The sequence below is a fragment of the Tardiphaga sp. 839_C3_N1_4 genome (assembly GCF_051811045.1).
Classification (GTDB): domain Bacteria; phylum Pseudomonadota; class Alphaproteobacteria; order Rhizobiales; family Xanthobacteraceae; genus Tardiphaga.
Genome location: NZ_JBPWQD010000001.1, coordinates 1,095,140 through 1,120,279, shown reverse-complemented (window position 1 = coordinate 1,120,279; position 25,140 = coordinate 1,095,140). Strand labels below are relative to the sequence as shown.

Here is a 25,140-nt window from a genome sequence, read left to right as displayed (position 1 = left end):
GGGCGCCTTCTTCAGTTTAGGATCATCATCTGAATTCGATGCCGAGCGCCCGGTACGACGGCGGCCGATGCGCGGCGGCGCGGCCGGCCCGGATGATCAGGCGGTCCGCATGCGGACGGGCGATCACCTGGTCGAGCGTCCATGCCTCAAGGATCATCAGATCGGCCTGGCGGCCGGGCCCGATCGCACCGGCTTCGAGCCCCATGATCCCAGCCGGCACCGGCCCTGCCAGCCCGGCGGCGTCGCCATAGGGATGATCGAGGTGCAAAATGCGCACGGCCTGGCGCCAAGTGTCGAGCATGTCGTGGTCGCCATAGGCGTAGAACGGATCGCGGCAGTTGTCGCCTGCTACCGCGACACGGATGCCAGCTGCCTGTAGCTCCTTGACCGCTGTGACGCCGCGCCAACGCGGCGTCACAGCATCGGCGCGATCCTGCAAATACATGTTCACGGTCGGCAGCGAGATGATCGCGATGCCGGCGGAGGCCACGCAGGCGATCACGTTTGCCGCTTCGTCCTCGGATAGCAACGACAGCGAACAGCAATGGCCGCAGGCCACCCGGCCTTCGAAGCCATGGCGCAGTGTCGCGTCGGCGACGTGCAACAGCGCGCCGGAGCGTGCGGCTTCATCGACATGAAGATCGACGTCGAGGTCACGCTCCCCGGCCAGGCGGAACAGCGTGTCGAGCAATGCGTCGAGGTCGTCGAGCCCTTGGCCGTGCTCGCCGCCGGATGCGCGCGTGACTCCACCCAGCAGGCCGCCGTGGCTGGCCACGAGATCGGCGAGCTGCCTTCCGTAGTCGCCGCGGTAACAGTCGAGCGGCACCAATGCTACGCCCTGCAACGCGATGCGATTCGCCCAGCGATCGCGCAGATCGGCAAACGCGGCCCAGCTTGTTTCGGCCTGACCTTCATGACTGTCGAGATGAGTGCGGATCGCAGCGACGCCATGCGACTCGGCGCAGCCGAGACCGAACTCCATGCGACGCAAAAGATCGTCACGCTGCCAGTGCGTGCGCCGATCGGTATCCGTGGCGTCGCGGGCGCCGGCATGCGTACCGCCGGAGTCCGGTGCGCGACCGATGATATGCCCCTTGTCGAGATGCGTATGCGCATCGACGAGCAGAGGCCAGATATGCCGCCCGTCCAGATCGAGGATACGATCTGCCATACCGCTGCCCGTCGGCACGACAGCTGCGACGACGTCGCCATCCAGTACGAGATCGACCAGCACGGCGCCATCGGCGTCGCACGACAGGACGGGCGGCAGAGTTTCGGCGAACAGCGCTGCGGGGCATCTGGCGTTGCGCAGCACCAGGCGACCGCGACCGGAAAAGTGGTCTGGGCTGATGTGTCGCGGCGAAAGATCCATGGTGAGCGCTCCGGATCATGGGGCAACTGTGCTGCCGGGAAGCAATCCAGCGGGGACAGAGATGCTGGATTGCTTCGTCGCAAGGGCTCATTTCATCGAGAATGTGCGCGAGGTTACTTGTCGCGGATTGCCGCGAAATTCGCGTTGATCCGCATGGTGAGATAGTCGCCCGCCGTTATGGGTTCGTATTTGCCAAGCGGCCCCTGCATCACGGCGTCGCGATTGGCTTGGCAGAAGAACGGCAGCGACAAGCGGCGGCCAAGATATTCGCCCGGCCGCGGCATTCGCACGCGATGCAGCGTGGATTGCAGCTGGTCGTCGGACCATCGCATCAGCATATCGCCGATATTGCAGGTGATGTAACCCTGTCGCGGCGGCACATCCGTCCATTCGCCGGCTGCGGCCTCCTTGCCCGGGCATACCTGCAAGCCGCCTTCGCCTTCCTTCTGGTGCAGGATTGTCAGACAGTCGAAATCGGAATGCGCACCCGCGCGCCAGGCCTCGAAATCTTGCGGCTTGGCATCTTCCATCGACATGTAGTGGATCAGCCGCTGCGTCGATTGGTAGTGCTGCGAGTCCGGATCGTGGGCCTTGGTGAAGAAGTCGTGCACGAAGCCCATTTTGAGCGCAAAACAGGATAGGATGCGCATGCCGAGTGCCCAATTCTGGCGCTCGAACTTCAACATCTCCGCCTTGAAATTTGGCAGTTCGTCCTCGTTCGGCCACAACCCGGACATGCTGGGTTGAGTGATCTGATAACTTTCCTTGTTGTCCGGCGTGCCCGTCGAGGGCCGCACCTGGGCCTTGAACTCCCAGCCGGCATTGGTGCCTTTCGGCATCGGATACTTGGCCTTCACATCCATCGGCAGCTCGAAGAACCGCCATGCGGCAGCAAAGGCGGCGTCGATATCGGATTGGGGAATGCCGTGATTATAGACCTGAAAGAAGCCGATCTCGGTGGACGCGTTCCACAACGCATCTGCGATCTCGTGTTTGCGGTTGTCGAAATCCGCCAGATCGATCACCGGAATCTCGCGCTCGACAGTGGTGCCGATGCCACCGATTCGGGTCTCTTTATTTAGCTCGGCGAGGGCGTAGTCACTCATGGTAGGTCTTCCTGAGAAAGCCGACGTGGTCGGCGGTTGAGGAGCAATGTCCGGGCATGGCCCGACCGCTTCTACTCCGGAGCAGGCAAGGCCAAATACCTCGCCAATTCGTCAGTCCTTCTTCGGTACACTCCATGGAAACAGTCGCTGTTGCGTGAACAGGACGAGCTGGAACAGCAGGAGCGACATCGCAGCGAGCACAAGCAGGCCGGCCCAGGCCTGCGGTAGGCGAAACATCGAGGTCGAGAACTGTATGAAGTAACCGATGCCGGCGTCGGATGCGCAGAACTCGGCGACGACGGCGCCGATCACGGCCAGCGTGATGGAAATCTTGAGCGCGGAAAAAATATAGGGCACCGCGAAGGGCAACCGTATCTGCGTGATCTCGCGCCAGGGCGGCGCGCGCAGGCTTCGCGACAGCTCGATTAGCTCAGGCGGCGTCGCAGCGAGGCCGGTAGCGGTCGATACCACGAGGGGAAAGAAGGTGATCAGGCAGGTGATGACGACCCGTGGTGCATCGCCGGCGCCGAGCGCGACGATGATGACTGGCGCCACGGCCACCACCGGCGTCGACTGCACGATGACCAGCAACGGATACAGCGTCTTCGACAGAAACGGCGAACGCATCATGACGATTGCGAGCGGGATCGCGATCACGATCGACAGCACGTAACCGATCAGTGCGACGCGCAGCGTGGCCCAGACGTGAACCATCCAGCGGTCGGCACCGATCGAGGAAAACGACTGCAAGATCGAGGAGGGGGTTGGCAACAGGTATGACGGAATCGCGAGGCCGCTCGCGATAATCTCCCAGAATACCAGTACCGCGATCAGCGAGCCGGCCGTTGCAAATCCGGGCGCGGTGGCCAGACGCAGCAGCCGCCGTTTCGCGACCATGCGGGCGCGCGGCGCCGGGGCTTCAGGCTGCGGCTCTTTGGAGGAGGAGGCCGCGTAGGTGAGCACTGAGGTCATGGATCGCTCTCTCATTGGCTGTCTCGGGTCCGCGCGGGCGACCGACCGGCACCACGATATCGGTGAGAACCGAGCCAGGCCGGCCGGTCATCACCAGCACGCGGTCTGCCAGCAGCGCGGCTTCGTTTACCGAATGGGTAATGAACACGACGGTCTTCGGCCGCTCGGAGAAAATCCGCAGCAGGTCGAAACCCATCACCTCGCGGGTCAGCGCGTCCAGCGCCGAAAACGGTTCGTCCATCAACAGGATGTCGGGGTCGAGCAACAGCGCCCGAGCGATGCCGACGCGCTGTTGCATGCCGCCGGACAACTCGTCAGGCAGCCGGTTGGCGAAACCATCGAGGCCGACCATGTGCAAGAGATCCGCGGCGCGCGCGCGGTCTTCGGCGCTGACCCGTCCACGCTTGTGACGGATCGGAAACAGTACATTGTCCTCGACGCTGGCCCATGGCAGCAGCGTCGGTTTTTGAAATACGATGCCGATGTCGTCACGCGGCTCCGTCACCGGCAGGCCGAATACCTCGACCGTACCGGACGTCGGCGGCAATAGCCCCGCGATCAGCCGCAGCAAGGTCGACTTGCCGCAGCCTGAGGGGCCCAAGACCGCCAGGAATTCGTGCTGCGCGATGTCGAAGCTGACATCGCGCAAAGCCTCGGTCTCGCCCGAGCGGGTGTGGAAGACTTGGCCAAGCTGGGTAAAGCGAATGGCAGGCGCGACCATGGCTATTTCGCTGGAATGAATTTGCGGGTGATGGCGGTTTCGGGATCGAGCTTGCTGGGTGCTATGTTTTGCGCGGCCGATACGCGCCGCCATGTTTCGGCGAGGCGCGCGGGTTCGAATACGCCGAGGCCGTCTTTGTCGGTCACCTCGTTGAAGATCAGCGGATTGGTGTCGCCGATCGAACCCTTCACGTCTTCCGAGCCAAGTTCGGACACGATGGCGATCACCGACGCCGCAGCCTTGTCCGGATGGCTCTTGGTGAATTCGATCGACTTCTTGAAGGCTTCGACGAAGCGTTTGGCGACATCGGGCCGTCTGGCCAGGAAATCGTCATTGGCGATTAGCGAGGCCGAGTACAGTTCAAGACCGGCAGCTGACCAAGGCAGGGCGATGATGTCCTTGCCGGCTTCCTTGCCTTGGTTCTTGTAGCGCGTCAGGTCGGTCATCCAGGCGATGATGCCGTCGACATTGCCGGCCATTAGCATCGGCCCGAGCGAGCCGGGCTCGGCCTTGATCAGTTTGATGTCGGCGACGTCGAAGCCCTTGTCCTTCAGCACCAACGGCAGATAAAAATTCGACGAGGTGAAGGGCGAGGTCGCGATGGTCTTTGTCTTCACATCCTCGACGCTGGCGATCTTGCCGCCCTTGACAACGTAGAACGCGTGCGGTCCCCGGTTGAACACCGACAGCACTCCGGTGACTTTGACGTTTTCATTTGCGCGCGCGGCTAGCAGCGCGCCGATATCGGACATGCCGATATCCGACGAACCGGCGGCCAATCGCGAAATGGCATCGGTCGATCCGCGACCGGACGCGATGGTGACGTCAAGACCGGCGTCGCGGCAGAAGCCCTGATTGATGCAGACATAGATCGGCGCCTTGTCGCCACCCGGAAGCCAGTCGAGTTTGAAAGACGACTTTGTCGGCTGCGTGCGCGGGCGCGGCCATCTGGCCAAATGCGACGACTCCAAAGACAAGTGCCAACGACGCGCTGGAGATGCGACGGGTCATGCGGGATCCTTCGGTTGAGCGATCAGGCCGATCAACGCAAATGGCGTGCCAGCAGACGATGGCTCGGGCAGCCATCGCAAGCAGTGCTCGTGGTTGCGCTCGGATTGGGACGTCTGGGGCAGATTTGCAGAGCATGCGGCGGACCTTGATGTGTCATCGCCGAGCAATGTCCAGAGCTACGCTCAGACCGCTTCTACTCGCTGCCCCAAGACTCCACGATCACGAAAACGAGTGCAAGGAAATTAAACAGGCAGAATCGTTGCCCAAAAAATAGACACAGCGCCGCTGCCGAAGCGACGAGTGTCTGATGCGTCGATCGACCGTCAGCAGATAGCGACAGTCAAACTGCAAAACGGTGAAGCGGCGTCAGTTCAGCGACGGATTGCGCGGTCGGTAGCTGCCGGACTTGTCCTTGATGAAGATCTCGGCGACCTGGGAGTGTCGGATCGGCTCGCCGGATTCATCGGGAAGCAGGTTCTGCTCGGAGACGTAAGCGACGTATTCCGACTCAGAATTCTCGGCCAGCAGATGGTAAAATGGCTGGTCCTTGTTCGGACGGACGTCTTCGGGGATCGACAGCCACCATTCTTCGGTGTTGTTGAATTCCGGATCGATGTCGAACACCACCCCCCGGAACGAAAAGATCCGGTGGCGGACGATCTGTCCAATCTGGAATTTGGCGGTCCGCGCTTTGATCATTCTGGTCGAATAGACCAGGATTGTGGCCGATGCTAGAGGCAAACGACGGATTTACGACATACAGACGCCGCTCCCCGCTATCCCGCCCGTAGGGCCAAGAACCAAGAAAAACACGCTCGACATGATGGACGTCCTCAATCTTGCACTGCCGTATTTCGGGCTGATCTTCATCGGCTTCGCCTGCGGCAAGGTGAAGAATCTGCCCGAAACGGGCCTCGCCTGGATGAATTTTTTCCTCCTTTATGTGTCGCTGCCCGCGCTGTTCTTCCGCATCATGGCCAAGACGCCGTTCGAGGAACTCAACAATCTGCCCTTCGTGATCGGCACCACGCTGGCGACTGCAACGGCGTTCTTTCTGTCGGTCGGCACCGGTAAATTCCTGGGACGGCTGACCATGCGCGAGGCCGGAATGGCCGGGCTTGCCGGCGGCTATGGTAATATCGGCTATATGGGACCGGGGCTGGCGCTGGCGGTGCTTGGCCCCAAGGCGGCAGTTCCGACTGCACTGGTGTTCTGTTTCGACAGCATCTTCCTGTTCTCGATCGCGCCGCTGATGATGGCGCTGACCTCGGGCGACAAGCGTCCGCTGCTGCCGACGATCTTCATCGTCATCAAGCACATCGTGCTGCACCCCTTGATCGTGGCGGCCTATCTCGGCGCTTTCGTCGCGGCGTTTCACATCCAGATGCCGGTCGCCATCGACGGCATGCTGCTGTTCCTGCAGAATTCTGCTGCGCCCGTTGCGCTGTTCGCGCTCGGCGTGACGGTTGCCTTGCGGCCGCTGGGGCGCGTGCCGTGGGAAGTGCCTGGTCTGATCTTCATCAAGCTGCTCATTCACCCGCTAATCGTGTTCGGCCTGATGCTGTTGTTCGGGCCGTTCCCGCCGGTATGGGCCGCGACGGCCGTGCTGCTCGCGTCATTGCCGCCGGCACTGAACGTGTTCGTGATCGCGCGGCAGTACGATAGCTGGGTCGAACCGGCTTCTGTCGCAGTACTGCTCGGCACGTTCGTGTCGGTGCTGACGCTCACCTCGGTGATGTATTTCCTGAAGAGCGGCCAGATCGCGTTTCCTTAGGACGCGCGAGATCTCTAGGAAGCGCTCTTGCGCCACGATGGCGACAGGCCCTCGCGCATCGCAAGACGGCGCAACGGGCCTATGGACCCCATCGCATGCATGCCGGCCGCGCGGATCACCTGCATCGGCAGGAGATCGCTGAGCAGCGAACGGTTCGCCATGTCGATGGCGAAGGTACGCGAGGAGATGTCGCTGCGGCGGATCTTCTCGAAACGCGCCAGCACCGGCGCTGCCCCGATATCCGCGCCATTCATGCCGGCATCGCGCACGACGTCAGCGATATCGCCGGCGTCGCGCAGGCCAAGATTTAGACCCTGCGCACCGATCGGCGGCACCACATGGGCGGCTTCGCCGACCAGCACGATGCGGTTCTTCGCCAGCTGCGCGGGCTGCTCGATTGCCAGCGGGAACGTGTGTCGACCCGGCTCGACCTGAACCCGGCCGAGGATCGAATGCGATTGTTTCTCGGCGGCGTCCGACAATGCCTCGTCGCTCAATGCCATCAGGCGCTCGGCATCACGGGGCTTGTTGACCCAGACGATGCTGGAGCGATTGCCGGGCAGGGGCACGAACACGCAGGGACCGGCGGGTGTGTGAAACTCCGTCGACATGTTCTTGTGCGGCCGGCTATGCGCGATGTTGAAGGTGACGGCCGTCTGCTCAAGCGCGCGTCGCTTGACTGAAATGCCCGCGGCTTCGCGGCACAGGGACTGGCGGCCATCGGCGCCAACGATCAGCCGCGCCACCAGGACCTGGCCTTGCCGCGTGCGCACCTGAACTTGCATCTCGTCCGGCGTGACCGTATCGGCCTCGTCATCGATGCGAATGAGATTGGTCAATTCCGCGGCGCGCGCTTCGAGCGCGATCATCAATTCGCGGTTCTCGATATTGTAGCCGAAGGTCTCGAGGCCGATCTCGCCGCAGACGAATTTGACTTCGGGCGCGCGGATCAGACGGCCCGTGTCATCCACCAGCCGCATGGTCGTCAGCGCGGCAGCCTTGTCGGCGCAGCGGTGCCAGACATCGAGGTTTTCCAGAAACGCGACGGAGCCGCCCAGCAGCGCGGTGGTGCGGTTGTCGCCATAGGGGACGCGGCGGGCGACGAGGGCGGTACGGGCGCCGGTCTCGGCCAGCGCAAGGGCGGCAGCAAGGCCGGCAGGGCCGCCGCCGACAACGGCGACATCATAAATGGAGGTGGAAGCAGAGGTCTCGGTCATGGGCGGACCATCGGCTTTTGGCCCGGCATTTTCAAGCCGTTACGCGCTGCGGAATCGTTCCCGCGTCATCGGGCGGCCGAAGGCCGCATCGGCGCCTGTGCAAATCGGGCGGATTCCTGCTAGCAATTCCCGGCATATGACCGCTTCGAGTCCGGACCAACTCCCGTCGTCGTCACGATCCGCGCGCGCGGCGGCGTTCTCGGTTCACATCTTTACTGCGCTCGGTGCCGGCGTGGCACTCATTGCCATGATGAGCGCCGTGCGCGGCGAATGGGCTGTGATGTTCGGCTGGCTCGGTTTGGCGCTGATCATCGACGGGCTCGATGGCCCGATCGCCCGACACTTCGACGTGGGCCGCGTGTTGCCGGATTGGTCGGGCGACGCGCTTGATTTTGTGGTCGACTTCCTCACTTACGTGTTCGTGCCGGCCTATGCGATCGCTGCCTCCGGCCTGTTGGTGCCGTGGACGGCGGTGCTGCTCGGTGCCGGGATCGTCATCACCAGCGCACTCTATTTTGCCGACAAACGCATGAAGACCGACGACAACCACTTTCGCGGTTTTCCGGCGCTGTGGAACGGGGCAGCGTTCTATCTGTTCTTGCTGCAACCATCACCCGTCATCGCGAGCCTTGCGATTCTGGCCTTGATCGTCCTGACCTTTGTGCCGGTGCATGTGCTGCATCCCGTTCGCGTGACGCGCCTGCGCCGGTTGAATCTGTCGCTGATGGCGATCTGGGCTGTGCTGGCCGTCATCACGCTGATACAGAACTTCGCTGTTGCTTTGCCTATTACGGTCGCTCTCTGCGCAATCGCTTTTTACATTGTCTGCGGTGACGCCGTCATCCGCCTCATGAGGCCCTCCAAATCATGATCGAACTGTTTTCCAGCCCCGAAGCCTGGGCCGCGCTGTTGACGCTGACCGCGCTTGAAATCGTACTTGGTATCGACAATGTGATTTTCCTGTCGGTGCTGGTGTCGCGGCTACCGGAGCCGCAGGCCACCCGCGCACGCCAGATCGGTCTCGCGCTGGCGCTGGTGTTCCGCATCATCCTGCTGAGTGTCCTCGTCTGGCTGATCGGCCTGACCGAACCCGTCATCACGGTGAGAGGCCTCGCATTCTCCTGGCGTGATCTGATCCTCATCGGTGGCGGTCTGTTCCTGATCGCCAAGGCAACGCACGAGATTCATGCCGAGGTCGAGGCGCGCGAGGGACCCGGCAACGAGAAGCCGGCACCGAACGCCTTTGCCTGGGTGATCCTGCAGGTTATCGTCGTTGATCTCGTTTTCTCGCTCGACTCCATCATCACTGCGATCGGCATGGCGCAGGACATCGAGATCATGGTGGCCGCCGTCATCATCGCCTGTGCGGTGATGTATGTATCGTCCGGACCCGTAGCACGCTTCGTAGCGCAATATCCGACCACCAAGATGCTGGCGCTCGCCTTCCTGGTGCTGATCGGCGTCTCGCTGATGGCGGATGGATTCAAATTCCACATCCCGCGCGGTTACATCTATTTCGCCATCCTGTTCTCGGCGGCGGTCGAGCTGTTCAACGTGCTGGCGAAGCGCAACCGCCGAAAGCGGGCCCTGCCGGGCACCGGTTGACATCACGCGGGTGTTGGTTATCGCTTGAGACCAAAGTCATTCAGGGAGATTGAACGATGACCAAAGCCGTCCGCGTCCACGAGATCGGTGGACCCGAAGTCCTCACTTATGAAGACGTGCAGGTCCCGGCACCGGCCGCGGGCGAGGTGCGCATCCGCCAGCATGCCATCGGTGTCAATTTTATCGATACGTACTTCCGCAGCGGCCTCTACAAGGCGCCGCAGCTGCCGTTCATCGCCGGTAATGAGGCCTCGGGCGAAGTGATCGAAGTCGGTCCGGGCGTCACAGGTTTTCATCCCGGTGATCGCGTCGCCTATTATTCGGCGCTCGGCAGCTATGCCACCGAGCGCGTGTTTGCCGCCGACCGGCTGGTGAAACTGCCGGATCGCATCACCCACGAGCAGGGCGCCGTGCTGATGCTGAAGGGCCTCACGGTCTGGTATCTGCTGCACAAGACTTTCAAGGTCGAGCCGCATCACCGCGTGTTGATCCATGCTGCAGCGGGCGGCATCGGTCTGCTCGCCTGCCAGTGGGCCAAAGCCATGGGTGCGCATGTGATCGGCACCGTCGGCTCGAAAGAGAAGGGCGAATTGGCGCTGGCCAATGGCTGCGATCACGTCATCTATTACAACGAAGAGAACTTCGTCGATCGCGTGAAGCAGATCAGCCGGAACGAACTCTGCGATGTGGTCTATGACGGTGTGGGCAAGACCACCTATCCGGGATCGCTGTCATGCCTGAAGCCACGTGGCATGTGGGTGTCGTTCGGCAACGCGTCAGGCCCGGTGCCGCCATTCGCCATCGCCGAACTCAACAATCACGGCTCGCTATTCGCGACGCGCCCGAAGCTGAACGACTATGTCGCCAAGCGCTCAGAATTGCTGGAAGGCGCCGACACGCTGTTCTCGGCTGTGATCGACGGCAAGCTGCATGTGCCGATCAATCACGCTTATGCGCTGAAGGATGCGGCCAAGGCGCATGTGGACCTGGAAGCACGCAAGACGACCGGCGCGGTGATTTTGAAGGTGTGAGGTTCTTTCTTCTCCCTCCCTCAAGCGGCGAAGCCGCGCAGCGGGAGGGTGGATCGACCGCGCAGCGGTCGAGACGGGTGGGGTGGCGCAACACGTGAGAGCGTCGCTTGTGGCACCCCCACCCCGGCCTATCGGCCGACCCTCCCCACAAGGGGGAGGGATGCCATGGCCATCGGCGTTCTAGCTAGAACCCCGCCACCGTCCCGTGCAGATCATACGCATCCGCGCGCTCGATCTTCGCCGTGACGATCTCGCCGACCTTTAGCGGCCGGCGTGCGGTGACGTAGACCGAGCCGTCGATGTCAGGTGCGTCCGCCTTCGAGCGTCCCTTCGACACGGTCGGGCCGACTTCGTCGATGATGATTTGCTGGCGCGTGCCGACCTTGCGCTTCAAGCGGCGCGCGGAAATCTTCTGCTGACGCTCCATCAGCGCATTCCAGCGCTGCTGCTTGATTTCTTCGGGCACTGCATTGGCGATGGCATTGGAGGTCGCGCCTGCCACGGACTCGTATTTGAACGCGCCGACGCGGTCGATCTGCGCTTCTTCGAGCCAGTCCAAGAGATACTGGAAATCGCTTTCGGTCTCGCCGGGGAAGCCGACGATGAAGGTCGAGCGCAATGTCAGATCGGGACATTCCTCGCGCCACTTCTTGATGCGGGCGAGCGTCTTGTCCTGCGCGGCGGGGCGCTTCATCGCCTTCAATACTTCCGGGGCCGCGTGCTGGAACGGGATGTCGAGATAGGGCAGCACATTGCTGCCGGCATTCATCAGGCCGATGACTTCGTCGACATGCGGATACGGGTAAACATATTGCAGCCGCACCCAGGCGCCGAGTTCGCCGAGCTCTTTGGCGAGATCATAGAACTTGGCGCGGACCTCGCGATCCTTCCACGGGCTCGTCGCATATTTGATATCGACGCCGTAAGCCGAGGTGTCCTGCGACACTACCAGCAGTTCCTTGACGCCGGCCTTCACCAGCTTCTCAGCCTCTAACAGCACTTCGTTGGCCGGACGCGAGACCAGATCGCCGCGCAGCTTCGGAATGATGCAGAAGGTGCAGCGGTTGTTGCAGCCTTCGGAAATCTTCAGATAGGCGTAGTGCCGCGGCGTCAGCTTGATACCCTGTGGCGGCACGAGATCGATATGCGGATTGTGCACCGGCGGCAGCGCGCGGTGCACGGCGTCGAGCACGCTCTCATATTGCTGCGGGCCGGTGATCGACAGCAGGTTGGGATAGGCGGCCTCGATCTGCTCGGGCTCGGCGCCCATGCAGCCGGTGACGATGACTTTGCCATTCTGCGCCATGGCTTCGCCGATGGCGCCCAGCGACTCCGCCTTGGCGCTGTCGAGGAAACCGCAGGTGTTGACGATGACGATGTCGGCGCCGTCGTGCTTGCGGGCGAGTTCGTAACCTTCGGCCCGCAGGCGCGTGATGATGCGCTCGGAATCCACCAGGGCCTTCGGGCATCCCAGCGAGACAAAGGAGATTTTCGGCGCGGCGGCCTGTTGCATGTTCGATCTGCCTGATTGAGAGGCAGCAGGTAGTCCCATTTGCCCATAATTACAAGGCTTTAAGCCGTGCGCGGGCGTGCTATGGGTATGCTGCATCCATGTGAGTGCCCGATGCCTGCCGACCAGTCGCCCAAAATTGTCATTGTCGACGAAAGCCCGATCCGGGCCGCGATCCTTGAGGAAGGGCTGCGGGAGGCTGGCTATGTGGACGTCCAGCATATCCGGGAGATGCATAACCTGCTGGCCCGGATTTATGCGCTGGATCCGGACGTTATCGTCATCGATCTCGAAAATCCCAGCCGCGACGTGTTGGAACAAATGTTCCAGGTGTCCCGCGCGGTGCGCCGGCCGGTCGCCATGTTCGTCGACCAGAGCGACGCCGAGTCGGCGCGGGCTTCGGTCGAGGCGGGGGTATCCTCATACATCGTGGACGGGCTGAAGAAGGAGCGGATCAAGCCGATCCTCGATCTCTGCATCTCCCGTTTCAATGCCTTTTCCAAACTGCAGGACGAGCTCGAGCGCACCAAGTCGGCGCTGGAGGAGCGCAAAATCATCGACCGCGCCAAGGGCATCGTGATGAAGCTCAAGGGCCTCAATGAAGAAGAGGCTTACGTATTGCTGCGATCCACGGCGATGCGTGAAAAGAAGAAAATCGGCGAGATCGCGCAGTCGATCATCACCGCAGCGGAGTTGCTGAAATGATCGACCAACCGCTTCGCATCGGCTTCATTCCGCTGGCCGACGCTGCCGCCCTGATTGTCGCGGTCGACAAGGGGTTCACGAAGGCCGAGGGGCTGAACGTCGAACTGGTCCGGGAAGTGTCGTGGTCGAACGTCCGCGACAAGCTGAATATCGGCCTGTTCGAAGCGGCGCATCTGCTGGCGCCCGTTGCCATCGCGTCCAGCCTCGGGCTCGGGCACGTGAAAGTGCCGATCGTGGCGTCGTTCAATCTCGGTATCAACGGCAATGCCATTACCGTTTCGCCGGCGCTACATGCGGCGCTGATGTCTGAACTCGACGGTGACCCGACCGATCCGATGGCCACCGCGCAGGCGCTGCGCCGCGTGGTCGTCGCGCGTGCCCGTGCCGGCGCCGATCCCCTGACCTTCGGCATGACGTTTCCGTTCTCGACGCATAATTACCAGCTCCGTTTCTGGATGGCGGCCGGCGGCGTCGATCCCGATGAGGACGTCCGTCTCGTGGTGCTGCCGCCGCCTTACATGGTCGACAGCCTCGCCAACGGTCACGTCGATGCGTTCTGTGTCGGCGCGCCCTGGAATTCTGTCGCGGTCGATCTCGGCGTCGGCCATATTCTGCATTTCGTCTCCGACATCCTGCTGCGCGCTGCCGAGAAGGTGCTGGCGATGAGGCAGAGCTGGGCGGAGAAGAACCCGGACACCGTGGCAGCACTCACGCGGGCGCATGTGAGTGCGGCTGCCTTTATCGAGGCCCCGGAGAACCGCAACGAGATCGCGGCGATTCTCGCCAAGCCCCAATATATCGGCGTCTCGCCGGAGGTCCTGCTGCGGACGCTCGATGGCCGACTGAAGATTGCGCCGGATGGCACCATGCGCGAGAGCGGGCGCTATCTGCTGGTCGGCCGCGAAGGAGCCGGGCGTCCCGATCCCGTTCAGGCCGCCTGGCTCTATGCCCAGATGGTGCGCTGGGGACAGGCCGCGATCAGCCCCGAGGCGCTGAAGACCGCCGAAGCGGTCTTCAGGCCTGATCTCTACGATGCCGCGCTCGGTATCACCGGCAGCGCTCCGACTGATGTGCCCGACGCGGTTGGCGCTTTTGCCGGTCCGCCATTCGATCCGAGCAACATCGCTGCCCATCTGGCGGCGTTCGAGATCGCGCATATGAAGTCGTAACGGCGGCTCAGCTCGCAGATGTGTGGATGCCGCATTCCGTTTTGGCGCGGCCGCGCCAACGGCCGGCGCGGGGGTCCTCGCCAGGCGCGGTGCGGGATGTGCAGGGCATGCAGCCGACCGACGCAAAGCCTGAGGCTATGAGCGGATGCGGCGGCAGCTTCGCCGACGCGTAGATCAGCCCGATCTCGTCCGGCGTGACATTGGCGAATGGATTGAATTTCAGCTTGCCGCCATCGGTTTCAACGACAGGAATTGCCGCGCGCGACGCGCCCTGAAATCGCTTGCGGCCGTTGATCCATGCGCTGAACGGCGCCAGTGCCTGCGCCAGCGGTTCGACCTTCCGGATCCGGCAGCAGGTGTCGGGATCTGACGACCACAGGTCTCCATCGGCGTCGTCAGCGGCAAGCACTTCTGCTGCAGGACGGATCGTTCGGACGTCGCGCAGGCCCAGTGTCCGGATCAGCTGGTCGCGATAGGCGAGCGTCTCTTCGAACAACCATCCGGTATCGAGAAACAACACGGGGATGGCGGGATCGACATCGGCCATCACCTTCAGCAACGCCGCGGACTCCGTGCCAAACGACGATACCAGCGCCAGGCTATCGCGGCCCACGAGATCAAGCGCCGCGGCAATTACCTCGGCGGGCGAGGCGGATTGCAGCGCTTGATCGTATTGGACAGCACTTGCGACGGCTCCGGGCGACAACATCTCGAACTCCTCAACACATCCAGCTTGACTGGAATAAGATTCTATATATCAGTTGTTTGTCGCCACTTAATAGAAAAATATTCTTTCTATTTGAGAAGCGCAGTTTAGATTTTTTGACCCCATAAATCGAGTTCCAGAGATGCACTTTCTCCGAGCGTATCCGCTTCGTGAGCAACGGCGAATCTCACGGCGGTTTTGAGGACCTGGAGAAGGCGTATGACGTCGACCAATCTCGAACGCGTCCGACCGGACGTGGTATCGATGGACCATCTCGATCAACTGGAAGCACAGAGCATCTACATCCTGCGCGAGGGCTTCGCGCGGCTGAAGAAGCTGGCCCTGCTTTGGTCGCTCGGCAAGGACTCCAATGTCATGATCTGGCTGGCGCGCAAAGCGTTCTTCGGCCACGTACCGTTCCCCGCCCTGCATGTCGATACCGGCAAGAAGTTTCCGGAGATGTACGCATTTCGCGATCATTATTCGAAGGAGTGGGGCCTCGACCTCACCGTCGAATACTGCCCATCGATCGATAGCGTCGATCCCACACTGCCGCCGGCGGCGCGTTCGGCGGCGCGCAAGACCGAAGGTCTCAAGCTTGCGCTGGCGAAGCACGGCTTCGACGGATTGATCGCTGGTATTCGGCGGGACGAAGAGGCGACCCGTGCCAAGGAGCGCGTGTTCTCGCCGCGCGGTGTCGAGGGTGGATGGGACGTGCGCGACCAGCCACCGGAATTCTGGGATCAGTTCAACGCCTCGCCGCCGCCCGGTGCCCATCTGCGCATTCATCCGATCCTGCATTGGACCGAAGCGGACATCTGGGCCTACACGGCGCGCGAAAACATCCCGATCATCCCGCTCTATCTGGCCAAAGACGGCAAGCGCTACCGCTCGCTCGGCGATGCCGACATCACCAATCCCGTCGCATCCACCGCCAGCACGATTGCCGAAATCCTGGTCGAGCTCGACGGCACCACGATTCCCGAGCGCGCCGGCCGCGCACTCGATCATGAGACCGAAGACGCCTTCGAGCGACTGCGCGTCGCCGGCTATCTGTAGAGGTGATGCCATGACCAAACCCGTCAATCCGACCTCGCTCGGAATGCCCAACGGCACCACGCGCCCACAACTGCGCATCGTCATCGTCGGCCATGTGGATCATGGCAAGTCGACGCTGGTCGGTCGCCTGCTGCACGAGACCGGCGGCTTGCCGGATGGCAAGCTGGAGATGCTGAAAGCGGTGAGCGCCCGGCGCGGCATGCCATTCGAATGGTCGTTCCTGCTCGATGCGCTGCAGACCGAGCGTGACCAGGGCATCACCATCGATACCACGCAGATCCGCTTCCGCACCAAATTGCGCGACGTCATTCTGATCGACGCGCCCGGCCACGCCGAGTTTCTGCGTAACATGATCACCGGTGCATCGCAGGCCGATGGCGCCGTGCTGATTGTCGATGCGCTGGAGGGCGTTCGCGATCAGACCCGGCGCCATGCCTATCTGCTGCATCTGTTGGGCGTGAAGCAGGTCGCCGTCGTCGTCAACAAGATGGACCGCGTCGATTTCAGCGCTGCGCGCTTTCAGGCGATCAGCGACGAAATTTCGGCGCATCTCATCGAACTCGGCGTCACGCCCGCCGCGGTGATTCCGATTTCGGCGCGGGATGGCGATGGCGTGGCCACCCATACCGACCGTATCGGCTGGTATCGCGGGCCGACAGTCGTGGGTGCGCTCGATGCGCTGAAGCCGGCACTCGCGCTTGATGAATTGCCGCTGCGGCTACCGGTACAGGCGATCTACAAGTTCGACGACCGGCGCATCGTGGCCGGGCGTATCGAGGCCGGTCATCTGGCTGTCGGCGACGACGTGGTGATCATGCCCGCTGGCAAGCGAGCGAAGATCAAGAGCGTGGAGCGCTGGTCGGCGATGCCGCTGGAAGGCGAGTACGGGGCAGGGCGATCCGTCGGTATCACGCTCGACCGCGAACTGTTCGTCGAGCGCGGCGACGTGATCGCGCATGCTGGCGCGGTGCCGTCGGATACACGACGACTGCGGGCGCGGATTTTCTGGCTGCACGACCAGCCGCTGACAGCGGGCTCGTCGATCCTGGTGCGGCTCGGCGTGCGCGAAGTGCGCGGCCGTGTGGTCGCGATCGAGAAGGCGATCGATCCCGGCGAACTGGCCAGTGTCGAGACCAAACAGATCGCCCGCAATCACGTTGGTGAAATCGAGATCGCACTGTCGCAACCGGTCGCCGCTGATCGCTATGTCGACAATCCGCGCACCGGACGTCTCGTGATCGAGGTCGGTGGCCGGATTGCCGGTGGCGGTCTCGTGCTCTCCTTTGATGCTGCCCAACGCGCGGCGTCGTCGGACATCGTGCCGGTGCAGTCGGCACTGCGGCCTGAGGAACGTTCGGCGCGCTATCGCCATCAAGGCGCGGTGGTGTGGTTCACGGGATTGCCGGGATCGGGCAAGTCGACGTTGGCGCGGGCGCTGGAGCACCGTCTGTTCGCCAAAGGCGGTTCGCCGATCCTGCTCGACGGCGACACGCTGCGCGCCGGACTCAATCGCGACCTCGGCTTCTCCGCCGCCGATCGCAGCGAGAATGTCAGGCGACTGGCGGAAATGGCCGGCCATCTCGCCCGCAACGGTCATATCGCGATCGTCGCGGCTGTGTCGCCCTCGCGCGGCGACCGCGCCGAGGCCCGCAGCGCGGTCGATACTGCATTTCGCGAGATCTATGTCGCGACGCCGGCGGAGATCTGCGAGCAGCGCGATCCCAAGGGGCATTACGCCAAGGCCCGTGCCGGCGACCTGCCGGGCTTCACCGGTATCGCCAACGACTATCAGGCGCCGGAGACGGTCGAGCTGCGGATCGACACGTCGACGGTCGATGTGGGTCGCGCGATAGATGGCATCGAGGACATGCTGCGGCAGACGCAAGTGCTGGACGACGGAGCCGCTGATCTGGCGGCGTTCGAGGCGGTCTAACGGCTTAGGCCCGCGCTCACTTTGGCACCTCATGATGAGGTCAAGGAAAGCTGGTTCGCCAGCTTTCCTCTTACCAAGGCGGCGATCCGAAAAGCCATGAGCCAAGGCTGGATGGCTTCGTCGCGCAGGCTCCTAGCAACGACAGCTGTTGTTGGTGCCCGCCGTCTATTTATTGAGCGCGGTGCACAAACGCTGGCACCGAACAGACGGGTTCCGCCCGGCCTCAACCATAATCACCTGATTTCTTGACGTTTTTCCTCCGAGGACGATCTGGCACGAGACTTGAATGTCTCTAGTCAACCGGCGTTCGCTGATGCTCGCCGGCCAGTTCAGATGGATTTCCGCAGCAACGAGGCTGATCGGATCGCTTCCAGAATTCAAGCCGGCGCGACGCGCTGACTTGAGCCTGCGCGGTCCGCAATCCTTATCCCCGTTGAAGCCACGCTGTGGCCCGCAGGAGCTTCGTCCCGCATGAAAATTGAAACGCTCTCCATCGACTTTACTGACGAACAGAAGCGCTACCTCGAAGGCTTCTCGACCGGGCTGCAGATCAGCCGTGTCGGCAAGGGTCTCGGCGGCGGCGCGTCAGCCAAAGCCAATGCGGAGCCGACCGGACCGGATGCGCCGCATATCAAGGCGCAGGACCGCACCATTGCGTCGGGCAAGAAGCTAGTCGAGCAGGAGAAATGGAAGCGCGAGGAACACCCGTTCGACGCCTATCCGCGGCTGCGCGATCAGGCCGCGATCGATGCGCGGCCATCGCCGGCCGACAATTTTCGCTGGCGCTATTACGGTATCTTCTATGTGGGTCCAACGCAGGACTCCTATATGTGCCGGCTTCGGATCCCGAACGGCATCATGAAGCACTGGCAGCTTGCGGGTCTTGCCGATCTCAGTGACGAGCTGTGCGGTCCGTTCTCGCATGTGACAACGCGCGCCAATCTGCAGGTGCGCGAGATTCCGCCGAAAAATGCCGTGAAGCTGATCGAGGGTATCCAGGATCTCGGTCTGTGCTCACGCGGCTCCGGGGCCGACAACATCCGCAACGTCACGGGCACGCCGACCGCGGGCATCGACCCGCAGGAACTGCTGGATACGCGACCCTATGCGCGCGAATGGCACTATCACATTCTCAATGACCGCACGCTGACCGGCCTGCCGCGCAAGTTCAACGTCGCCTTCGACGGCGCCGGCAAGATCGCCGTGCTGGAAGACACCAACGACATCGCCTTCCAGGCAGTCGAAGTGAAGGATGGCTTCGGCGTCGCGCCTGGCGTCTGGTTCAAGCTCGGCATCGGCGGCATCACCGGCCACAAGGATTTTGCCACCGATACCGGCATCATCGTGAAACCGGAGGACTCCACCAAGGTCTCCGACGCCATCGTGCGTGTCTTCATCGATCTCGGCGACCGCACCAACCGCCTCAAGGCGCGGCTGAAATACGTGATCGACGGCATGGGCATGGAGAAGTTCCTCACCCTCGTCGAGGAGAAGCTCGGCACGTCGTTTACGCGCGTTCCGGCGGAAGCGTTGCTGCCGCGCCCGGGCTTCGACCGCACGGCGCATATCGGCGTGCACAGGCAGAAGCAGGATGGTCTGAACTGGATCGGCGTCGTGTTGCCGCTGGGCAAGGTGACGACCGATCAGATGCGGGGGCTTTCGAAGATTGCAGCCGATCTCGGCGACGGCGATATCCGCCTCACAGTATGGCAGAACCTGCTCATCCCCGGTGTGAAAGACGCGAATGTCGCGCTGGCGACTGCGGCCATCGAAGCCCTCGGCCTTGCCATCAAGACCACCGAGATCCGCGCCGGCCTGATCGCCTGCACCGGCCGCGCCGGTTGCAAGTTCGGCAATGCGGATACCAAGCGCACGGCAACGAACGTCGCCGAATGGTGCGATACGCGCGTCGAGGTCGACACGCCGATCAACATCCATCTCACCGGCTGCCATCATTCCTGTGCGCAGCATTACATCAGCGATATCGGCATGATCGGCGCGCGCGTGGCGCTGGACGATAGCGACGACACCGTGGACGGCTTCCACATCTTCACCGGCGGCGGCTTCGGCCCACTGGCCGATGTCGGGCAGGAGGTCTATCAGAACGTCAAGTCCGCGGACGCGCCTGTTGTCGTCGAGCGGCTGCTGAAAGCCTATCTCGCCCACCGCGCGTCGCCAGACGAGACCTTCCTCACATTCTCGCGCCGTCACGACGCGGCTTCGTTGCGTAAGCTCGCTGATGAACAGGTGTCCGCATGAACCAGATGACGCCGCCGCCCAAACTCGAAATCATTCCTGCGTCTGCGCCGTTCTCGGAAGCGCAACGCTCCTGGCTGAACGGCTTCTTCGCCGGCCTGCTGTCCGATGCGCCGGCGACGCCGCTCTCTGCGGAGCAGGGCGCCGCCATCATGGAAGAAGACGACGGCGCGCCTTGGCATGACCAGACCATGCCGATCGCCGATCGCATGAAGCTCGCCGAAGGCAAGCCGGTTCGTCGCAAGATGATGGCGGCGATGGCGCAGCAGGATTGCGGCCAGTGCGGCTATAACTGCAACGACTATTCCGACGCGATTGCCTCGAAAGCGGAGGCGCGGCTGAATCTCTGCGTGCCGGGCGGCAAGGAGACCGCGCGGATGCTGAAGTCGCTCTATGAAGAGCTCGACAAGGCACCGGCGGGTGCTGCGCCCGCGGCAGCAGCGACGACTGCTGCTGCGGAGCCGGCCGAAGTTGCTGCGCCGGATCCGTCGACGCTCGGCCGCTCGCGCGACAATCCCGCACCCGCGGTGTTTCTCGGCCGCCGCCTGCTCAACGGCAAGGGCTCTGAGAAGGAAACCTGGCATATCGATTTCGATCTGTCGGGCTGTGGCCTCGATTACGTCGTCGGCGACAGTTTCGGTATCTTTGCGTCGAACGATCTCGGTCACGTCGACCAGATCATCGCTCTGCTCGGCGCGTCGCATACGACGGAAGTGCGTGGCAAGACGCTGCGTGAGGTGCTGCAATACGACGTCTCGCTGGCCCCGGCACCGGACTCGCTGTTCGAACTGATGTCCTATCTCACCGGCGGGGTGCAGCGCGCCAAGGCACGCGCACTGGCGCAGGGCGAGGACCCCGATGGCGATGCCGCGACGCTCGATGTGATGGCGGCGCTGCAGAAATTCTCTGGCGTGCGGCCGCATCCGGAGGCTTTTATCGAAGCGCTGGAGCCACTGCAGCCGCGGCTCTACTCAATCTCGTCATCGCACAATGCGACGCCGGGCAAACTGTCTCTCACCGTCGATATCGTTCGTTACATGGTGGGCAAGCGGAAGCGACATGGTCTCGCCTCAAGCTTCCTCGCCGATCGCATCCAGCCCGGCGATGAGCTCAAGGTCTATGTTCAGAAGGCTCATGGTTTTGCGCTGCCGGAAAATCCCGAGACGCCGATCATCATGGTGGGGCCGGGCACCGGAATCGCGCCGTTCAGGGCGTTCCTGCACGATCGCAAGGCCACCAAGGCGTCGGGCAAGAACTGGCTGTTCTTCGGCCATCAGCGCAGCGGGTCGGATTTCTTCTATGCCGACGAACTCAATGGCATGAAGACCGAAGGCTTCCTCACACGGTTGTCGCTGGCCTGGTCGCGCGACGCCGGCGAGAAGTTCTACGTGCAGGATCGCATGCGCGAGGTCGGCCGCGACGTCTGGACCTGGCTCGCGGAAGGCGCCCATGTCTATGTCTGCGGCGATGCCAAGCGCATGGCCAAGGATGTGGAGCGGGCTCTGGTCGACATCGCCGCCCAGCATGGCGCGCGTTCGACTGATGAAGCGGTGATGTTCGTCAGTGAGCTGAAGAAGAAGGGGCGGTTTCAGCTCGACGTATATTGATATCTCTACCCCTCATCCTGAGGAGCCCGCCATTGGCGGGCGTCTCGAAGGATGGCCGCAGACTCGGAGCGCCGGCATCTCATGGTTCGAGACGGCGCTTCGCGCCTCCTCACCATGAGGGAGCGCGCGTTTGCGAGAGAACTGTTTTGCTTCAACTGCGTCATCAGTAGAACGCTTCCTCAGCGATAAATTGCGTTCTCTCCCGGCGCTGCTCTCATTGGAGATAATCTCTCCATCCTGCGCGACATTCAAAATTCCATTTTATTGACCGAAGCCGCCGCGCTGCGCATCCTCGTACCATCGAAATCACAGGGGCGGGAGTCGGCGGACTCTCACGGCTGAGCTTCCACTCAACACATTGACCATCGCATCAGCGCAAGCCGCAACACCATGCGTTGCGGCCATGGGCAGCGCTGTGCCGATCGCAAGGAGACCAGATGTCGAACGATGATCACAACCGCAAGCCGCTGATGGATCGCCGGTCGCTGTTGCGCGGCGGCGCAGCAGCCGCATTGGCGGCGCCACTCGGCGTATGGGGCGCGCAGGCGTTTCCGTTCCGGCAGGCGTCACCCATTGATTTTTCCGATTTTCCGATCTGCAGGACCGCATCGGAGGCGCCTGCGCTCACCGGTGCACCGCGCAAATTGAAGCTCTCCTGGAATGCCGGCGCGGTCTGCCTTGCGCCGCTGCCGGTCGCCATCGATCATGGCTTCTTCCAGAAGCAGAACCTTGACGTCGAACTGGTGAACTATAGCGGCTCGACCGATCAGCTTCTCGAGGCCATCGCCACCGGCAAATCCGATGCGGGTCTGGGTATGGCGCTGCGCTGGCTGAAGCCGCTGGAGCAGGGCTTCGACGTCAAGATCGTCGCCGGCACCCATGGCGGCTGCCTGCGCGCGCTGGCGCCGGCGAAATCGGAAGTGAAGAGCGTTGCGGATTTCAAGGGCAAGACCATCGCCGTCGGCGATATGGCTGGTCCCGACAAGAACTTCTTCTCGATCCAGCTCGCGAAAGCCGGACTCAACCCGGATAAGGACGTCGAGTGGCGGCAATATCCCGGCAACCTCGTGCGGCTCGCCGTGGAGAAGGGCGAGGCACAGATCGGGCTGGCGTCCGATCCGCTGGCCTATCTCTGGCTCAAGGATGGCGAGCTGAAGGAAGTCGGCTCCAATCTCGATGGTCCCTACAAGGATATCAGTTGCTGCATCGTCGGCGTGCGCGGCAGCCTGTTGCGTGACGATCCACTGGTCGCACGCGGCCTGACGCAGGCATTGCTCGATGCCGCGATGTTCGCGTCACAGAATCCCGAAAAGGCGGCGAAGTCATTCCAGCCCTATGCGCCGAAGAACGCGACCATCGAAGACCTGCTGGGCATGGTGAAGTATCACACCCATCATCATCACCCCGTGGGCGATGCGCTGAAGCGCGAGCTGAAATCCTACGCCGACGATCTCAAGACGGTCTCGGTGTTCAAACCGTCGACCGACACCACCAAATTCGCGGAGCGCATCTATGCCGACGTATTCCGCGTCTGAGATCGCACCGCTTGGCGGTGACCGCGAGACGGCGCTCATTGCTGGCGATGGCGGACTTCAATTCGTCAGCAAGCTTCGTTTCAGCATCACGGGGATCGGGGCAGGGCTCGCCTGGCTGGCCTTCGGCCTGTCGTGCCTGCGATGGCCGGATATCGGCGACTGGCCACGCACCGAGGCTGTGGCCTATACGGCATTCGCGATTGCTGGCGGCATCGCGATTGCGACCACGGCGCAGGCAGCGCTCGGCAAATTCGGCGATGGCGTGCAGCGGCGCGCGCCCTGGCTGTTTGCCTTGGGAGCGTTCCTGACGCTGTGGGAGCTTGCGACGGCGAAATTCGGCTGGCTGCCGCTGCCGTTCTTTCCGCCACCACAGTCGATCGTCGAGGTCTATACTGACGACCTGCCGAAGCTGCTCGATAGCGCTTTCGCCTCGGTGAAGCTGCAGCTTGGCGGCTACTTCATCGGCGCGGTCGTCGGCTTCCTCACCGGCGTCTCCATCGGCTGGTCGCGGCTCGCGGGTTACTGGGTGCATCCGATCCTGCGCTTCATCGGACCGTTGCCGGCGACGGCCTGGCTGCCGATTGCGTTCTTCACGTTCCCGTCCGCCTGGAGCGCCAGCACGTTCCTGATCGCGCTGGCCACCGGCTTTCCGGTGACGGTGCTCACGTGGTCGGGCGTGGCCAGCGTCAGCACCGCCTATTACGATGTCGCACGAACGCTCGGTGCCAGGCCGTCGTTCCTGGTGACCAAGGTCGCAATCCCCGCAGCCTTGCCGTATGTGTTCGTCGGCCTGTTCATGGGGCTGGGCGCATCCTTCGCGGTGCTGGTCGTGGCCGAGATGATCGGCGTGAAGGCGGGCCTTGGCTTCTATCTGCAATGGGCGCAGGGCTGGGCGTCCTACAACAACATGTATGCGGCGCTGATCGTGATGTCGCTGCTGTGCTCGGGCGCGATCACGCTGCTGTTCAAAGTGCGCGACCGCCTGCTGGTCTGGCAGAAAGGTGTCGTCAAATGGTAGCGCTAGCGACAGCATTCAAGCCAGCGGCGACCGGCGCGTCGCTGGATGTCAAAGGCGTCAGCCATGCCTTCGATATCGATGGCAACGTGCTGCCGGTGCTCGACGACGTCAGCATATCCGTCGCGCCCGGCGAGTTTGTCGCGCTGCTCGGCCCCTCCGGCTGCGGCAAGTCCACGCTGCTCCGATTGGTGGCGGGTCTCGAGCCGCCGCGTGCCGGCACGCTGGAAGAAGATGGCGTTGCCATCACCGGCCCGTATCCGTCCCGCGTTGTCGTGTTTCAGGACCCGACGCTGTTTCCTTGGCGAACGGTGTCGGACAATGTCGCGCTCGGGCTGGAGGCGCAGGGCGTTCTCAAGACGCAGCGTCACCGCGTCGATGCGGCGATCGATCTCGTCGGTCTCGGCGCATTCAAGAAAGCCTATCCGCATCAGCTCTCGGGCGGCATGGCGCAGCGCGTGGCACTGGCGCGCGCGCTGGTGAACGATCCGCGCATCCTTGTGCTCGATGAGCCACTCGGCAAACTCGACTCGCTGACACGCATCACCATGCAAGCCGAGCTGGTGTCGCTCTGGCAACGCAACGGTTTCACAGCGCTGCTAGTGACCCATGACGTGGAGGAGGCATTGTTTCTCGCCAACCGCGTCATCGTGTTCAGCGATCGTCCCGCGCGGGTAACGGCGGATATCACGGTCGACCGGCCCTATCCGCGCCATCGCGGCGATCCGCATCTCGCCGAGCTGCGACGACAGATTCTGGGGCTGCTCGGGCTGGATGCGACGTGGTGAGCTCCTCCCGAATATGGTCCGTTGCGGGCGAAGGTACGCTCCACCGAT

21 protein-coding genes and 1 pseudogene are annotated in these 25,140 nt (G+C 62.7%); 13 read left to right on the top strand and 9 right to left on the bottom strand.

The genetic code is table 11. The features are described 5' to 3' along the window. Positions 1-25: 25 nt before the first annotated feature. The 6 genes and pseudogenes from AB8A38_RS05685 to hspQ form a co-directional block, all read right to left on the bottom strand. Positions 26-1,372, bottom strand: coding sequence for a cytosine deaminase (locus AB8A38_RS05685; protein ID WP_439085301.1), 1,347 nt, complete (start codon positions 1,370-1,372; stop codon positions 26-28). Between the two features lie 113 nt (positions 1,373-1,485). Further along, on the bottom strand, positions 1,486-2,478 hold the full coding sequence (locus AB8A38_RS05680; protein WP_439085299.1) for an isopenicillin N synthase family dioxygenase: 993 nt from the start codon (positions 2,476-2,478) through the stop codon (positions 1,486-1,488). A gap of 111 nt (positions 2,479-2,589) precedes the next feature. After that, positions 2,590-3,375, bottom strand: a complete 786-nt coding sequence (locus tag AB8A38_RS05675) for an ABC transporter permease (protein ID WP_439088467.1) — start codon at positions 3,373-3,375, stop codon at positions 2,590-2,592. Positions 3,376-3,397: 22 nt separating this feature from the next. After that, positions 3,398-4,171 carry an ABC transporter ATP-binding protein gene (locus AB8A38_RS05670; RefSeq protein ID WP_439085297.1) on the bottom strand — a complete coding sequence of 258 codons (774 nt, stop codon included), beginning with the start codon at positions 4,169-4,171 and terminating at the stop codon, positions 3,398-3,400. A 2-nt stretch (positions 4,172-4,173) separates the two neighbouring features. Beyond that, positions 4,174-5,119: pseudogene (locus AB8A38_RS05665) on the bottom strand (ABC transporter substrate-binding protein). Positions 5,120-5,548: 429 nt separating this feature from the next. Then, complete coding sequence (gene hspQ / locus AB8A38_RS05660) at positions 5,549-5,881, bottom strand: heat shock protein HspQ (protein ID WP_089264388.1); 333 nt, start codon at positions 5,879-5,881, stop codon at positions 5,549-5,551. 121 nt (positions 5,882-6,002) lie between these two features. Here hspQ and AB8A38_RS05655 point away from each other — a divergent pair, with 121 nt between their 5' ends. Continuing rightward, positions 6,003-6,956, top strand: coding sequence for an AEC family transporter (locus tag AB8A38_RS05655; RefSeq protein WP_439085295.1), 954 nt, complete (start codon positions 6,003-6,005; stop codon positions 6,954-6,956). A 14-nt stretch (positions 6,957-6,970) separates the two neighbouring features. On the opposite strand, the gene AB8A38_RS05650 is transcribed toward AB8A38_RS05655, so the two are convergent. Beyond that, positions 6,971-8,173, bottom strand: a complete 1,203-nt coding sequence (locus tag AB8A38_RS05650) for a UbiH/UbiF family hydroxylase (protein WP_439085293.1) — start codon at positions 8,171-8,173, stop codon at positions 6,971-6,973. A 136-nt stretch (positions 8,174-8,309) separates the two neighbouring features. Here AB8A38_RS05650 and pcsA point away from each other — a divergent pair, with 136 nt between their 5' ends. From pcsA to AB8A38_RS05635, 3 genes are read left to right on the top strand one after another with little or no spacing between them, the layout of a single operon-like run. Continuing rightward, positions 8,310-9,044 (top strand): phosphatidylcholine synthase, encoded by a 735-nt coding sequence (pcsA, locus tag AB8A38_RS05645; protein ID WP_439085291.1) that lies wholly within the window; start codon positions 8,310-8,312, stop codon positions 9,042-9,044. Next, a complete protein-coding gene (locus tag AB8A38_RS05640; RefSeq protein ID WP_315841981.1) occupies positions 9,041-9,778 on the top strand; it encodes a TerC family protein in 738 nt (245 codons plus the stop codon). Before pcsA ends, AB8A38_RS05640 begins: the two co-directional genes overlap by 4 nt. A 56-nt stretch (positions 9,779-9,834) precedes the next feature. Next, entirely contained in the window at positions 9,835-10,809 is a 975-nt protein-coding gene (locus AB8A38_RS05635; protein WP_068731670.1) for a quinone oxidoreductase family protein, read from the top strand. A 184-nt stretch (positions 10,810-10,993) separates the two neighbouring features. On the opposite strand, the gene rimO is transcribed toward AB8A38_RS05635, so the two are convergent. Further along, positions 10,994-12,322 carry a 30S ribosomal protein S12 methylthiotransferase RimO gene (gene rimO / locus AB8A38_RS05630; protein WP_439085290.1) on the bottom strand — a complete coding sequence of 443 codons (1,329 nt, stop codon included), beginning with the start codon at positions 12,320-12,322 and terminating at the stop codon, positions 10,994-10,996. Between the two features lie 111 nt (positions 12,323-12,433). On the opposite strand from rimO, the gene AB8A38_RS05625 reads away from it, so the two are divergent. After that, positions 12,434-13,024: an ANTAR domain-containing response regulator gene (locus AB8A38_RS05625; RefSeq protein ID WP_089264382.1), complete on the top strand. Its 591-nt coding sequence runs from the start codon at positions 12,434-12,436 to the stop codon at positions 13,022-13,024. Then, positions 13,024-14,193: a CmpA/NrtA family ABC transporter substrate-binding protein gene (locus tag AB8A38_RS05620; RefSeq protein WP_439088466.1), complete on the top strand. Its 1,170-nt coding sequence runs from the start codon at positions 13,024-13,026 to the stop codon at positions 14,191-14,193. The genes AB8A38_RS05625 and AB8A38_RS05620 overlap by 1 nt, the downstream gene beginning before the upstream one ends. Before the next feature lie 7 nt (positions 14,194-14,200). Here AB8A38_RS05620 and AB8A38_RS05615 read toward each other — a convergent pair whose 3' ends face one another. Further along, a complete protein-coding gene (locus AB8A38_RS05615) occupies positions 14,201-14,902 on the bottom strand; it encodes a phosphoadenylyl-sulfate reductase (RefSeq protein WP_439085289.1) in 702 nt (233 codons plus the stop codon). A 216-nt stretch (positions 14,903-15,118) separates the two neighbouring features. On the opposite strand from AB8A38_RS05615, the gene cysD reads away from it, so the two are divergent. The 7 genes from cysD to AB8A38_RS05580 all read left to right on the top strand — a co-directional run bounded on the left by cysD (position 15,119) and on the right by AB8A38_RS05580 (position 25,092). After that, complete coding sequence (gene cysD / locus AB8A38_RS05610; protein ID WP_439085288.1) at positions 15,119-15,958, top strand: sulfate adenylyltransferase subunit CysD; 840 nt, start codon at positions 15,119-15,121, stop codon at positions 15,956-15,958. A 10-nt stretch (positions 15,959-15,968) separates the two neighbouring features. Continuing rightward, on the top strand, positions 15,969-17,891 hold the full coding sequence (cysC, locus tag AB8A38_RS05605; protein WP_439085287.1) for an adenylyl-sulfate kinase: 1,923 nt from the start codon (positions 15,969-15,971) through the stop codon (positions 17,889-17,891). Between the two features lie 471 nt (positions 17,892-18,362). Beyond that, complete coding sequence (locus tag AB8A38_RS05600) at positions 18,363-20,150, top strand: NirA family protein (protein ID WP_439085286.1); 1,788 nt, start codon at positions 18,363-18,365, stop codon at positions 20,148-20,150. Beyond that, positions 20,147-21,754, top strand: a complete 1,608-nt coding sequence (locus AB8A38_RS05595; protein ID WP_439085285.1) for a sulfite reductase subunit alpha — start codon at positions 20,147-20,149, stop codon at positions 21,752-21,754. The genes AB8A38_RS05600 and AB8A38_RS05595 overlap by 4 nt, the downstream gene beginning before the upstream one ends. A gap of 437 nt (positions 21,755-22,191) precedes the next feature. After that, a complete protein-coding gene (locus AB8A38_RS05590) occupies positions 22,192-23,289 on the top strand; it encodes an ABC transporter substrate-binding protein (RefSeq protein ID WP_439085284.1) in 1,098 nt (365 codons plus the stop codon). Beyond that, positions 23,267-24,307 (top strand): ABC transporter permease, encoded by a 1,041-nt coding sequence (locus AB8A38_RS05585; protein ID WP_439085282.1) that lies wholly within the window; start codon positions 23,267-23,269, stop codon positions 24,305-24,307. Before AB8A38_RS05590 ends, AB8A38_RS05585 begins: the two co-directional genes overlap by 23 nt. Next, positions 24,301-25,092, top strand: coding sequence for an ABC transporter ATP-binding protein (locus AB8A38_RS05580; RefSeq protein ID WP_439085281.1), 792 nt, complete (start codon positions 24,301-24,303; stop codon positions 25,090-25,092). Before AB8A38_RS05585 ends, AB8A38_RS05580 begins: the two co-directional genes overlap by 7 nt. Positions 25,093-25,140: the final 48 nt, after the last annotated feature.

Bases quoted from the DNA above. Each gene is read 5' to 3' on its own strand.
- AB8A38_RS05585 (WP_439085282.1), top strand. From the start codon at position 23,267: ATGCCGACGTATTCCGCGTCTGAGATCGCACCGCTTGGCGGTGACCGC.
- cysC (WP_439085287.1), top strand. From the start codon at position 15,969: ATGACCAAACCCGTCAATCCGACCTCGCTCGGAATGCCCAACGGCACC.
- AB8A38_RS05590 (WP_439085284.1), top strand. From the start codon at position 22,192: ATGTCGAACGATGATCACAACCGCAAGCCGCTGATGGATCGCCGGTCG.
- AB8A38_RS05685 (WP_439085301.1), bottom strand. From the start codon at position 1,372: ATGGATCTTTCGCCGCGACACATCAGCCCAGACCACTTTTCCGGTCGC.
- AB8A38_RS05595 (WP_439085285.1), top strand. From the start codon at position 20,147: ATGAACCAGATGACGCCGCCGCCCAAACTCGAAATCATTCCTGCGTCT.
- hspQ (WP_089264388.1), bottom strand. From the start codon at position 5,881: ATGATCAAAGCGCGGACCGCCAAATTCCAGATTGGACAGATCGTCCGC.
- cysD (WP_439085288.1), top strand. From the start codon at position 15,119: ATGACGTCGACCAATCTCGAACGCGTCCGACCGGACGTGGTATCGATG.
- AB8A38_RS05615 (WP_439085289.1), bottom strand. From the start codon at position 14,902: ATGTTGTCGCCCGGAGCCGTCGCAAGTGCTGTCCAATACGATCAAGCG.
- AB8A38_RS05635 (WP_068731670.1), top strand. From the start codon at position 9,835: ATGACCAAAGCCGTCCGCGTCCACGAGATCGGTGGACCCGAAGTCCTC.
- pcsA (WP_439085291.1), top strand. From the start codon at position 8,310: ATGACCGCTTCGAGTCCGGACCAACTCCCGTCGTCGTCACGATCCGCG.
- AB8A38_RS05580 (WP_439085281.1), top strand. From the start codon at position 24,301: ATGGTAGCGCTAGCGACAGCATTCAAGCCAGCGGCGACCGGCGCGTCG.
- AB8A38_RS05625 (WP_089264382.1), top strand. From the start codon at position 12,434: ATGCCTGCCGACCAGTCGCCCAAAATTGTCATTGTCGACGAAAGCCCG.
- AB8A38_RS05680 (WP_439085299.1), bottom strand. From the start codon at position 2,478: ATGAGTGACTACGCCCTCGCCGAGCTAAATAAAGAGACCCGAATCGGT.
- AB8A38_RS05640 (WP_315841981.1), top strand. From the start codon at position 9,041: ATGATCGAACTGTTTTCCAGCCCCGAAGCCTGGGCCGCGCTGTTGACG.
- AB8A38_RS05650 (WP_439085293.1), bottom strand. From the start codon at position 8,173: ATGACCGAGACCTCTGCTTCCACCTCCATTTATGATGTCGCCGTTGTC.
- AB8A38_RS05655 (WP_439085295.1), top strand. From the start codon at position 6,003: ATGATGGACGTCCTCAATCTTGCACTGCCGTATTTCGGGCTGATCTTC.
- AB8A38_RS05675 (WP_439088467.1), bottom strand. From the start codon at position 3,375: ATGGTCGCGAAACGGCGGCTGCTGCGTCTGGCCACCGCGCCCGGATTT.
- rimO (WP_439085290.1), bottom strand. From the start codon at position 12,322: ATGCAACAGGCCGCCGCGCCGAAAATCTCCTTTGTCTCGCTGGGATGC.
- AB8A38_RS05670 (WP_439085297.1), bottom strand. From the start codon at position 4,171: ATGGTCGCGCCTGCCATTCGCTTTACCCAGCTTGGCCAAGTCTTCCAC.
- AB8A38_RS05600 (WP_439085286.1), top strand. From the start codon at position 18,363: ATGAAAATTGAAACGCTCTCCATCGACTTTACTGACGAACAGAAGCGC.